This is a genomic window from Kitasatospora sp. NPDC087314, assembly GCF_044744365.1.
Classification (GTDB): domain Bacteria; phylum Actinomycetota; class Actinomycetes; order Streptomycetales; family Streptomycetaceae; genus Kitasatospora.
The window spans coordinates 33,240-45,607 of the sequence record NZ_JBIUYE010000013.1 but is presented as its reverse complement, the minus strand read 5'-3'; the positions used below and the strand labels follow the sequence as shown (position 1 = coordinate 45,607).

At 72.0% G+C, this 12,368-nt stretch carries 7 protein-coding genes; 4 read left to right on the top strand and 3 right to left on the bottom strand.

Annotated features, from left to right (window positions below; genetic code table 11):
- Window positions 1–103: 103 nt before the first annotated feature.
- From ACIO5E_RS26940 to ACIO5E_RS26930, 3 genes are all read right to left on the bottom strand, one after another.
- Window positions 104–1,048, bottom strand: a complete 945-nt coding sequence (locus tag ACIO5E_RS26940; RefSeq protein WP_400672428.1) for a carbohydrate ABC transporter permease — start codon at window positions 1,046–1,048, stop codon at window positions 104–106.
- Between the two features lie 5 nt (window positions 1,049–1,053).
- A complete protein-coding gene (locus tag ACIO5E_RS26935) occupies window positions 1,054–1,926 on the bottom strand; it encodes a sugar ABC transporter permease (protein WP_280684061.1) in 873 nt (290 codons plus the stop codon).
- Between the two features lie 96 nt (window positions 1,927–2,022).
- Window positions 2,023–3,312, bottom strand: a complete 1,290-nt coding sequence (locus ACIO5E_RS26930) for an ABC transporter substrate-binding protein (protein WP_400672425.1) — start codon at window positions 3,310–3,312, stop codon at window positions 2,023–2,025.
- Window positions 3,313–3,481: 169 nt separating this feature from the next.
- Here ACIO5E_RS26930 and ACIO5E_RS26925 point away from each other — a divergent pair, with 169 nt between their 5' ends.
- The 4 genes from ACIO5E_RS26925 (at window position 3,482) to ACIO5E_RS26910 (ending at window position 12,173) form a co-directional block, all read left to right on the top strand.
- A complete protein-coding gene (locus ACIO5E_RS26925; RefSeq protein ID WP_400672422.1) occupies window positions 3,482–4,558 on the top strand; it encodes a LacI family DNA-binding transcriptional regulator in 1,077 nt (358 codons plus the stop codon).
- A gap of 213 nt (window positions 4,559–4,771) precedes the next feature.
- A complete protein-coding gene (locus tag ACIO5E_RS26920) occupies window positions 4,772–7,216 on the top strand; it encodes a discoidin domain-containing protein (protein WP_400672419.1) in 2,445 nt (814 codons plus the stop codon).
- 32 nt (window positions 7,217–7,248) lie between these two features.
- Window positions 7,249–11,481 (top strand): NEW3 domain-containing protein, encoded by a 4,233-nt coding sequence (locus ACIO5E_RS26915; protein ID WP_400672416.1) that lies wholly within the window; start codon window positions 7,249–7,251, stop codon window positions 11,479–11,481.
- On the top strand, window positions 11,478–12,173 hold the full coding sequence (locus ACIO5E_RS26910; protein ID WP_400672414.1) for a hypothetical protein: 696 nt from the start codon (window positions 11,478–11,480) through the stop codon (window positions 12,171–12,173). Before ACIO5E_RS26915 ends, ACIO5E_RS26910 begins: the two co-directional genes overlap by 4 nt.
- The last annotated feature ends 195 nt before the right edge of the window (window positions 12,174–12,368 follow it).

Genomic DNA, 12,368 nt, shown 5'->3' with positions numbered 1-12,368 from the left:
GCGGGTGCTTCCTCAACGGGTTTGGGGCGAACGGGCGGTGGGGCCAGGGCTGGTCTCAGGATGCGCGTCGCGTCAGCGCGCGGCGGGAATCGTGGGGCAAGCCCTAACCCTTGACGGCACCCTCTTCGACGCCCTTGAAGAAGAAGCGCTGGCAGATGCCGAACACCACGACGATCGGCAGGAAGGCGATCATGGTGCCGGCCGCGATCAGCCGCGGGTTGGCGGAGAAGGTGCCGTTCAGGTACTGGAGTCCGACGGTGAGGGTGTACTTCTGCGGGTCGTTGAGCACGATCAGCGGCCAGAGGAAGTCGTCCCAGGCACCGATGAAGGTGAAGATGACGATCACGCTGAGCATGCCGCGCACGTTGGGCAGACCGATGTGCCAGAGCCGCTGCCAGACGGTGGCGCCGTCGACCAGGGCGGCCTGGTCGAGTTCGAGTGGGACGGCGGCGAAGGCGGTGCGCATCAGCAGCACGTTGAGCATCGCGATCGCGCCGGGCAGGGCGACGCCGGCCAGGCTGTCGGCCAGGCCGAGGCTGCGCACCAGCACGTACTGGGAGACGATGGTGACCTCGCCGGGGAGGACCAGGGTGGCGAGGAAGAGGCCGAGGACGAGCTTGGCGCCGCGGAAGCGCAGCCGGGCGAGCGCGTAGCCGGCCAGGGTGCAGCCGACCACGTTGCCGGTGATGCAGACGGCGGCGACGATCAGCGAGTTGAGGGCGTAGGTCCAGACCGGGATGGTGTCGGCGACCTTGCCGTAGTTGCCGAAGGTCAGCTGCTCGGGCAGGAAGCTCGGGGTGCGGGTGTAGACGTCCTCGTTGGGGCCCTTGAGGGAGGTGGAGAGCTGCCAGAGGAACGGGCCGACCACCAGCAGCAGGACGAGGAGCAGGAGCAGGTAGCGGGCGGCGGTCTGGGCGGGGGAGGGGGTGTTGAAGCCCCGGGAGCCCCGGGAAGCCCGAGAGACCTGGGAGCCCCGGGAGGCCTGGGAGCCCCGGGCAGGCGTTGAGGTCGTGGACGGCTGCGAGGTGTCCGAGCGGCTGGAGGTCATGGGGTTCAGGCCGCCTTCCGGTTCAGGCGCATCAGGAGCAGCATCGGGCCGAGGGTGATGACGAACAGCATCAGGCTGAGCGCGGAGGCGTAGCCGAGGTGCCCGTTGAAGCCGCGGCTGTACATCTGGATCAGCATCACCACCGACATGTCCCGCCCGCCGGGGCCGCCCTGCCCGTGCGAGAGCACGTACAGCTCGGAGAAGACGCGCAGCGCGCTGACCGAGATGAGGACGGAGATCAGCATCATGGTCGGCCGTACCCCGGGCAGGGTGACGTGCCAGAACCGGCGGAGGGGGCTGGCGCCGTCGACGGCCGCCGCCTCGTGCAGTTCGCGCGGGACGTTGGCCAGCGCGGACAGGTAGATGACCATGTAGTAGCCGAGCCCCTTCCAGACGGTCAGGGCGATCGCGCTGAACAGCAGCAGCCAGCGGTCGGTGAGGAAGGAGACCGGGGAGTCGGTCAGCCCGCTCTGCTGGAGCATGCCGTTGACCAGGCCGCGGTCGTCCAGGACCCAGCCCCAGATCAGTGCCACCACGACGGCGGAGGCGATCACCGGGGTGTAGAAGGCGGTGCGGAAGAAGGTGATGCCGGGGATCTTCCGCTGGACGAGGAGGGCGAGCAGCAGCGGCAGGACGGTCAGCAGGGGCAGGCAGACCAGCATGAAGACGATGCTGTTGAGCAGGGCGTCGGCGAGTTGTTCGTCGTCGAGCAGGCGCCCGTAGTTCTCCAGGCCGGTGAACTGCCCGCCGCCCAGGGGCTTGGCGTTGGTGAAGGACAGGATCACCGTGTTGACCGCCGGCCAGAGGTTGAAGACGGCCAGCCAGAGTAGTGCGGGCCCGGCGAGCAGCCAGGGGGTGAACCAACGCCGGTGGGTCATGCCGTTGCCTTCCTGGGGGTGGTGCGGGTCATTCCCGGGGGCGGCGGGCCGGGGGGCTCCCGCCGCGTCGCCGGTACGGTCGGGGTGGCGGTGGGGTCAGCCCTTGAGCAGCTTGTTGCACTGCTCGACGGCGGAGTCCAGCGCCTGCTTGGAGCTCGCGTCGCCGCTGATGGCCAGCGCGATCTGCTGGTTGATGATGGTGCTCATCGCGTCGTCGACCTGGACGGGCTGGATCAGCTTGGCCTTGGCGAGCGAGTCGAAGGCGACCACCTTGGCGTCGCCGGAGTTGCTGCCGTCGCTCTTGCTGAAGAACGGGTCGTTCGCGGAGGCCTTGGTGGACGGGAAGACGCTGGTCAGGTGGGAGAACGCGGCCTGGTTCTCCGGGCTGGTGACCCAGCGGGCGAGGGCGACCGCGGCGGCCGGGTTCTTGGTGGTCTTCGGGATGGACAGGCCCTGCACGTACAGCGGCGGGACGCCCATCGTCGGGGAGGAGGTCATCTTCGGGGCGAGCGTCGGGTTGTCGGTGGCGAGGCTGGTGATGAAGTTGCCGCCGCCGGTGGTCCAGGCCGCCGTGCCCGCGTTGAAGAGCTTGGAGTTGCCGACGTAGGTGTTGGTCAGCACGTCCTTGGGCAGCAGGCCCTCCTTGAAGGCGTCGCGGTACTTGTCGAGCAGCGCGGCGGCCTCGGGGGTGTTGAAGGTGAAGGACTTGCCGTCGTCGGACATGATCTTCACGCCGGCGTTGTAGAGGTCGCCGAGGCCCGGCTTGCGGCTCATCAGGTAGGTCTGGCCGCCGGACTTCTCCTTCATCACCCGGGCCTGGGCGATCAGGTCGTCGAGGCTGGCCGGGAGCTTCTTCGGGTCCAGTCCGTTGTTGGTCAGGAGTTCCGAGTTCCAGTAGTTCACATCGGTGTTGAGGTACCAGGGGTAGCCGAAGGTGCCGTTCTGGCCGGTGTAGCGGTAGGCCTCGACGCCGCCCGCGACGTACTCGTCGGCGAGCTTGGGGTCGGCCTTGGCGACGTCCAGCAGGAGGTCCTTCTTCGCCAGCGGGAAGGCGAAGTCCGGCGGGAGGTTGACCACGTCGGGCAGACCGCCGGCGGCGGCCTGGCTGAGCACCTTGTCGGAGTAGCCCTCGCCGGGCTGGTCGAGCCAATCGACCTCGACGCCGGGGTACTTCTTCTTGAAGCCGTCGATCACGCCCTGCATGTAATCGGTGAACTTGGGCTTGAGCGCCCAGGTCTGGATCGAGACCGTGCCCTTGACCTCGCCGGTGGCGGCCGCACTCGCCACACTGTCGCTGTTCTTGCTGTCGCCGGAGCCGAGTCCGCAGCCGGTGAGTGCGGCCGCGGTGACGGCCGTCGTGGTCAGTGCCGCCCAGATTCTTCGCATGAGGGTCTCCCGGTCCTGGGGATGGGTGGGGGATCGTGCCGAGCTCGGGGGTGGTGCTGGTCACGGGGGTGGTGCCGAGTTCCAGAACCTGACGTACTAAACCGGTCTAGCTATGCCAGGGACTATGCTCCGGCCTAAACTTGGATGTCAAGAGAAGGAGTCGGGTTCTGTGGCCAGACCGACGATCGCCGACATCGCGCGCCAGGCCGGTGTCTCCAAGGGCGCGGTGTCCTTCGCGCTCAACGGCCGCCCCGGCGTGAGCGAGGCGACCAGGGCCCGGATCCTGCGGGTCGCCGAGGAGATGAACTGGCGCCCGCACAGCGCCGCGCGCGCCCTCGGCGGCGCCCGGGCCGACGCCGTCGGCCTGGTGATCGCCCGCCCGGCCCGCACCATCGGGGTCGAGCCGTTCTTCAGCCAACTGCTCTCCGGCCTCCAGGCGGTGCTCTCGGCCAGCTCCGTCGCGCTGCACCTGATGGTGGTCGAGGACACCGCCGCCGAGATCGAGGTCTACCGGCGCTGGGCCTCCGAGCACCGGGTCGACGGCTTCATCGTCGTCGACCTGCAGGTCCGCGACCCGCGGCTGCCGGTACTGGACGAACTCGGCCTGCCCGCCGTCGTCCTGGGCGGGCCCGGCCGGGGCGGCGGGCCGCTGCGGATCTGGGCCGACGACCGGGAGGCGATGCTCTCGATCGTCGACTACCTGGCCGCCATCGGGCACCACCGGATCGCCCACCTGGCCGGCCTGCCGCACTTCCAGCACACTCAGCGACGGATCCGCGCGCTGCGCGACGCCGCCCGCCGGCTCGGACTGGAGGAGGCCGTCTCGGTGCCCACCGACTTCAGCGACGCCGAGGGCGCCGCCGCCACCCGCGCCCTGCTCTCCCGGGCCCGCAGGCCCACCGCGATCGTCTACGACAGCGACGTGATGGCCGTCGCGGGGCTCGGCGTGGCCGGGGAGATGGGCGTGGCGGTGCCCGGCGAACTGTCCATCGTCTCCTTCGACGACTCCGTGCTGGCCCGGATCGTCCACCCGCCGCTGACCGCGCTCAGCCGGGACACCTTCGCGCTCGGCGAGCAGGTCGCCCGCAGCCTGCTGGCGGCCCTCGACGAGACCGGGGCAGGGCGCGACCTGCAGATGCCCACGCCGCGGCTGACCGTGCGCGAGTCCACCTCGCCGCCGGGGGCGGACTCGCCCGCGGGAGTGGTTGTTGCGCGAGTCGTTGACAGCGGTTCTGAACCGGTTTAGCCTCGGCGCCGAGCGGGGGCCCCGCTCGGCGCGCTCTCATCCCGGCACCCCCTGCCGGCCTGCCACCCCGAAGACCCGCCGGCCGTAGCGGCGAACCGTCGCCCCGATGAGCACCGCCACGCCACATGCACCCGGACCCGTCCGCGCAGACGGGCCCGTCCCCACCCTCCTCCGCTCGATCGGAGCCACCGCATGTCACGACGGATACCCCTGATGTCACGACGGATGCCCCTGCTGCTCAGCGCCGCGCTCGCGACCGCCGCGCTGGGCGCCGCACCCGCCGCCCACGCCGAGCCGAAGGCGCCCGCCACCCCGGCCGCCACCACCGCCGGCAGCCAGCCCTACGCCTCGTACTGGTACCCCAACACCATCCTGAACTGGGACCCGGCCACCGACCCGGACGCCCGCTTCAACCGCTCCCGTGTCCCGCTCCAGCCCCGCACCAGCGACCCGGCCCTCAAGGCGAGCCCGAACGCCCGGGCCGGCGAAGGCAGGATCGCCTCACTGGTCTCCTTCGGGCCCACCTCCAACAACCCCTCCCAGGGTTCCGCCGACCCCAACTACTACGCCTTCGGCTACTGGCAGTACGTCGACAAACTGGTCTTCTGGGGCGGCTCGGCCGGCGAGGGCCTGATCCTCGCCCCCAACCCGACCGTCATCGACGCCGCCCACCGCAACGGCGTCAAGGTCTACGGCACCGTCTTCTTCCCGCCCGGCGCCTACGGCGGCCAGCTCCAGTGGGTCCGCGACTTCGTCCAGAAGTCCGGCAACCGCTACCCCGTCGCCGACAAGCTCACCCAGGCCGCCCAGTACTACGGCTTCGACGGCTGGTTCATCAACCAGGAGACCGGCGGCGGAGACTCGGGCCTGGCCACCGAAGTGCGCAACCTCATGCAGTACACCAAGGCGCAGAGCGGTACCGACTTCATGTGGTACGACGCCATGACCACCTCCGGTTCGGTCAACTGGCAGAACGCCCTCACCTCCGCCAACTCGCCCTTCCTCCAGGACGGTTCGAAGCGCACCTCGGACTCGATGTTCCTGAACTTCGACTGGAGCTCCGGCGGCCTGAACTCCTCCCGCACACTGGCCCGGCAGCTCGGCCGCAGCGAGTACGACCTCTACTCCGGCATCGACACCGAGGCCAACGGCTACAACACCGGCGTCGACTGGAACACCCTCTTCCCGGCCGGCAAGCCGCACACCACCTCGCTCGGTCTCTACCGGCCCGAATGGACCTGGAAGTCCGCCACCGACCGGGCCGACTTCTACGCCAAGGACGCCCGCTACTGGGTCGGCGCCAAGGGCGACCCGTCCGCCGTCAACCCCTCCGACAGCTGGCCGGGCCTGGCCGGCTACGTCGCCGAGTCCTCGCCGATCACCGCCAAGCCCTTCGTCACCAGCTTCAACACCGGGCAGGGTGACTTCTACAACTCCGCCGGCACCCGGGTCGCCACCGGCGGCTGGAACAACCTCTCCCTCCAGGACGTCCCGCCGACCTACCGGTGGGTGGTCAACTCCACCGGCAGCAGGCTCGCCCCGTCCGTCGACTTCACCGACGCCTACCAGGGCGGCTCCTCGCTGCGCCTCACCGGCACCCTGGACGCGACCAACACCGTGCGGCTGTACGAGACCAAGCTGCCGGTCGCGGCGACCACCAAACTGGACCTGGTGGTCAAGACCCCGGCCGCCGGGCCGACCAAGCTCAAGGCCGCGGTCTCCTTCACCGACGCGCCGAGCAGCTTCACCACGCTCGACCTGGGCGCCAACTCCGGTACCGGTTGGGAGCGGCACAGCCTCGACCTGTCCCCGTACGCGGGCCGCACGATCGCCCAGATCGCCCTCCAGGCCGACGGCTCCGACCCCTCCTACGACGTGCGGATCGGCCAGGTCTCCGTCTACGACGGCGCGGTGCACACCCCGGCGGCGCCCAGCGGCCTCACCGTCCTCGGCGCGAGCGACGTGACGGCGGGCTCCAGCCAGTCGCTGCGCCTGTCCTGGACGGCGGCGCCCGGCGGCAACGTCCACCACTACGAGGTGTACCGGCGCAACGCGGACGGCGGGCGGACCTTCCTCGGCGCGACCCCCAACGACGCGTACTTCGTCGGCCGCCTCGACCGGGCCGGCACCGAGGACGCCACCACCCTCGACGTCGAGGCCGTCTCCACCACCTACGGCCGCTCCACCGCCGCCTCCACCACCGTCGGCTGGACCGGCACGCCGCCCGCGACCGGCAGCAACCTGGCGCTGAACCGCCCGGCCACCGCCTCCGGCCAGTGCAACGCCAACGAAGGCCCCGCGAAGGCCGTCAACGGCAGCGTCAACGGCGGCACCGGCGACAAGTGGTGCAGCCTGGACAGCTCCAAGTGGCTCGAGGTGGACCTCGGTTCGGCCAAGAGCCTGTCCAAGTTCGTGGTCAAGCACGCGGCGGCGGGCGGCGAGAGCGCCTCCTACAACACCCGCGACTTCTCGATCCAGGTCCGCTCGAACACCACCGACCCGTGGACCACGGTCGCCAACGTCACCGGCAACACCGCAGGCACCACCACCCACCCGGTGACCACCACGGCCCGCTACGTCCGCCTGGTCGTCACCAAGCCCACCCAGAACACCGATCCGGCCGCCCGCATCTACGAGTTCGAGGCCTGGGGCCAGTAGGTCCCCGTACCGACACCGAAAGGACCCTCCCCGTGCCGGTCACCATCACCGCCGTCGAGAACACCGACCTCTTCACCGGTCCCGAGGACGCCCCGCGCCAGCTGCTGCGGGTGACGCTCGACGGCCCGGCCGCCCGGATCACCGTCAGCGGCCCGGGTGTGCGCGGCGAGGCGACCGGCACGGGGCTGGTCGAAGTCCCACTGGAGCTCACCGGCGCCGAGCCGGGCGCCCAACTGCCCGTCACCGTCAGGGCGGAGGACGCCTCGGTGGACGCCCTGGTCGAGGTCGCCGAACCCGGCTGGACGATGTTCCTGGTCTCCCACTTCCACTACGACCCGGTCTGGTGGAACACCCAGGCCGCCTACACCTCCCCCTGGGAGCTGCTCTCCGCCGACGCCACCACCCGGCCGCTCTGGGAGCGCAACGGCTTCGCACTCGTCGACGCCCATATGGACCTCGCGCTGCGGGACCCGGTGTACAAGTTCGTCCTCGCCGAAGTCGACTACCTCAAGCCGTACTTCGACCAGCACCCCGAGCGCCGCGAGACGCTGCGCACGCTGCTGGAACGCGGCCAGGTCGAACTCGTCGGCGGTACCTACAACGAGCCCAACACCAACCTCACCGGCGCCGAGACCACCATCCGCAACATCGTCTACGGCATCGGCTACCAACGCGACATCCTCGGCGGCGATCCCCAGACCGCCTGGCAGCTCGACGTGTTCGGGCACGATCCGCAGTTCCCCGGCCACCTCGCCGCCGCCGGGCTCACCGGCAGCGCCTGGGCCCGCGGCCCCTTCCACCAGTGGGGCCCGATCCAGAAGAACTTCCGCGAGGCCAAGGACGACGCCCGGGTGATGCAGTTCCCGAGCGAGTTCGAGTGGATCGCCCCCTCCGGCGAGGGCGTGCTCACCCACTACATGCCGCACCACTACTCGGCCGGCTGGTGGATGGACTCCTCCCCGGACCTCGCCACCGCCGAACGGGCCGTCTACGAGCTGTACCGCAAGCTCAAGCCCGTGGGCGCGACCAGGAACCTGCTGCTGCCGGTGGGGACGGACTACACCCCGCCGAACAAGTGGGTCACCGAGATCCACCGCTCCTGGGCCGCCAAGTACCTCTGGCCGCGCTTCGTCTGCGCCACCCCGCGCGACTTCCTCGACGCCGTCCGGGCCGAACTCGCCGCCACCGGCCGCCGGCCCAGCCCGCAGACCCGCGACATGAACCCGGTCTACACCGGCAAGGACGTCTCGTACATCGACACCAAGCAAGCCCAGCGGGCCGGCGAGGTCGCCGCCGCCGACGCCGAGAAGCTCGCCACCCTGGCCTCCGTCCACGGCCTTGGCGCATACCCCTCCGCCGCGCTCGACAAGGTCTGGCGCCAACTCGCCTACGGCGCCCACCACGACGCCATCACCGGCTCCGAGTCCGACCAGGTGTACCTCGACCTGCTCGGCGGCTGGCGCGAGGCGCACGACCTCGCGGCCGCCGTCCGGGACGAGGCGCTGGACGCGCTCACCGCGCGGATCTCCACGGCGGGCGAGGGTACGGCCGTGGTGGTCACCAACACGCTCTCCTTCGACCGGACCGACCTGGTCACCATCGCGTTGCCTCCCGAGGACCGGGCCGTACGGGTCCTGGACGACCGGGGCGAGCCGGTGCCGAGCGTCGTCGACCGGGGGACGCTGCGCTTCCTCGCCGCCGACGTCCCCGCGCTCGGCTGGCGCACCTGGCGGCTGGTGGAGGGCTCGGCGGAGGAACCCTGGACGACGGCCGAGGGGGTGGAGATCACCAACGGCCGCTACCGGGTGACCGCCGACCCGGCCCGTGGCGGCGGCCTGACCTCCGTCCACGACCTGCTGCACGACCGGGAGTTGATCCAGGGCGGCCGGATCGGCAACGAACTGAGGGTCTACGAGGAGTACCCGCAGCACCCCGACTTCGGCGAGGGCCCCTGGCACCTGGTGCCGAGCGGCCCGGTGCGCGGCTCCGGCACGGCCCCGGCCGAGGTGCGCCGCGAGACCGGCCCGCTCGGCGAGCGGCTGGTGATCGGCGGCACGGTCGACGGGATCCGCTACGAGCAGACCGTCACCCTGTGGCGCGGCCTCGACCGGGTCGACTGCCGCACCCGGGTCGTCGACTACTCCGGCGCCGACCGTCTGCTGCGGCTGCGTTTCCCCGTCGACCTGCCCGGTGCGCTGCCGGTCAGCGAGGTCGCCGGCGCCGTCGTCGGGCGTGGCTTCGCCCTGCCCGACGTCGACTCCGCCGAGGCGCCGTGGACCCTGGACAACCCGGCGAACACCTGGTTCGGCCTCGGCGCCACCGCGCGCGCCGTCCTGAGTGATCCGGCCGGATCCCCGTCGGGGGAGCGCGCGTTGGGCGTCGCCGAGGTGGTCGTCCCGACCCTGGACGAGGCCGCCGACGCCCGCCCGCTGGTGGTCGCCCTCGCCCGGGTCGGCGTCACCGCCACCACCTCCGGCGCCGACTGGGCCCGGTACGGCTGGCTGGACGTCGACTCCAACCTGCCCGACTTCCGGATCGTCCTCGGCGGCCCCGAAGACAACGACGCCGCCCGGGAGTTGATCGAGCGGGCGGGTGAGGAGTACGCGAGCGTCCTCAAGGCGCACGGCGCGGTCTGGGTGCCCGCCCTCACCCCGCTCGCCGAGGTCTGGCAGCCCGGCGCCGACCTGCGCGACCTGCGGGCGCTGCCCGCCCTGGTCGTCACGGACACGGCCGCGCTGGTCGCCGACCTCGCCGACGCCCGGATCGGCGCCGTCTGCCCGTCCGAGGTCGTGGACCAACTCGCCGACCACACCGTCGCGTTGCTCAGCTTCGGCCTGCCCGGCTTCGCGGTCGACACCACCGGCGCCCTGCACCTGTCCCTGATGCGCAGCTGCACCGGCTGGCCGTCCGGCGTCTGGATCGACCCGCCCCGGCGCACCCTGCCGGACGGAGCCTCCTTCCAACTCCAGCACTGGACGCACGAGTTCAGCTACTCGCTGGTCGGCGGACCGGGTGACTGGCGGGACCAGACCCTGCCCGCGCAGGGGCAGGAGTTCAACCACCCGCTGTACGCGCGGATCGTCCCGGCACAGGACGGCCCGCTGCCGGCCACCCTCTCCTGGCTGCGGGTCGAGCCGCAGCGCGAGGTGCTGCTCGGTGCGCTCAAGCCCGCCGGGAACCCAATCGCGCACGGCTCGGCGGCGGCGGTCGGCAGCGAACTCACCGTCCGGCTGGTCGAGTCGACCGGTCTCGGGCGCACGGCGGAACTCCGCGGGGCGCTCGGGCTGGGCGAGGTGCGGCCCGCCGACCTGCTGGAACGGCCCCTCGGTGCGGCCGCCGAGCGCCTCGACCTCGCCGGCTCGCAGATCGCCACCCTGCTCGCCGCCCCCGGCGTCGCGGGTGTCGCGGGTGTCGTCGGGGGCGCTGGCGGCGCGGGTGTCGCCGGTGTCGCCGAGCCCGGCGGGCCGGCCCTCGGCCCGGTCGCCGAGCCCGCTCAGCCCGTCCACGCCCGCTACTGGCTGCACAACCGGGGCCCGGCGCCGCTCGGCTACCTGCCGGTGTCCGTCGGCGCCTCGCCCGGCCTGCTGCGGACGGACGGCGAGGCGGTCGAACTCTCCGTCGCGCTGTCCTCGCAACTGCGCGACGCGGCGGTCGAGGGCACGGCCGTCGTCCTGCCGCCCGAGGGCTGGACGGCGAGCCTCGGCAGCCGCCCGTACCGGCTGGAGGCCGGCGGCCACCTGCGCTTCCCGGTCACCCTCACCCCGCCCGCCGAGGCCGCGCCCGGCCTGTACTTCGCCGCCGTCCGGATCACCCACGACGGCCAGGAGATCGAGGACGTGGTGACCGTCGCCGTGGGCGAGCTCCCCGGCCTGCTGCCCGTCCCCGGCGACGCCCCCGAGGACTGGACGGCCGCCCAGGGCACCAAGGCCGAGGCGGGCCGGGACACCGGCCTCTCCGTCACCGTCTCCGACGAAACCCTCCGCCTCACGCCCGGTGGCCGCACCACCCTCACCCTGACCCTCACCAACCGCACCCGGGGTGAGATCCGGGGCGAGCTGCAACTCGTCTCCCCCTGGGGCACCTGGGAGGCCATCGCCGACCCGGTCCGCGGTTTCACCGTCCCGGCTGAATCCTCGACAACCGTCGACTTCGAGATCGTCGTCCCCGAGTCCACCGACCCCGGCGCGTCCTGGGCGCTGGCCAAGGTCATGTGGTTCGGCCGCTGCCAGTACGCCCCGACCGTCGCCCTGGAGGTGGAGGCATGACCCTCGGCCTGCTCGACGGACGGCCCCTCCCGCGCACCGCCCTCGACCTCCGCCTCGCCGCCCTCCGCACCGGCCCGCGCTCCACCGCCCTGCCCCAGCCCGGCAGTTCGGAGGACCGCCAGCTCACCCGCTGGGTCGCGCAGGTTCTTCTCACCGAAGCCCTGTGCGAGACGGTGGCCGCCGAACGGGCGTTGGCCGTCTCCTCGCCCGGCCCCGCCCGCCTCGACCAACAGGCCGCCGTCGAACTCGGCTCCATCACCGCCGCCGCGTACGAGGGCAGCGCGGCCGTTCGGGCCGTCTACGCGTCCGTCACCGCGGACGTCGAACCCTCCGCCGCCGACCTCGCCCACTACCGCAGCGTGACCACCCGCCCGCCGGCCGTGGTCTGGCGACTCGCCCTCCCCGACGGCGAGTTCGACGCCGACCCCGACACCCTCCCGGCGGCCCTCGCCGAAGCCCTCCGCGCGGCCGCACCGGGTGAACGGGTCACCGCCGGCCCCTGGACGGCCGCCCTCCTGTCCCCCCACACCGTCACTGATGACCACGACCCCACCCCCGCCCTGAAGGAGGCCGCCCGCCGCGCCGCCTTCGTCCGCTGGCTCGACCACGAGCGCGCCCGACGCCTCACCCTCGTCGAGGGCCTGGAACACCCCGGCGACCCGGCCCAACCCGACAACCACCACCGCCACTGAGGGGCCCGAAGCCCTGGCCGCCGCGCTCGGAGACCGAACTCGGCGGCCAGGCGGCCTCCGGCCCTCGCTACGGCCTGCCTGACAAGTGATCATCCGGCTGGTTCGCGGAGCCCGTGACCGAGTCAACGGCTTCATGTCAGCGGGGCATGGTTCACCCGTGCTGTGACCGGCTCAGGTCGGGCCGCCGGTGACCCG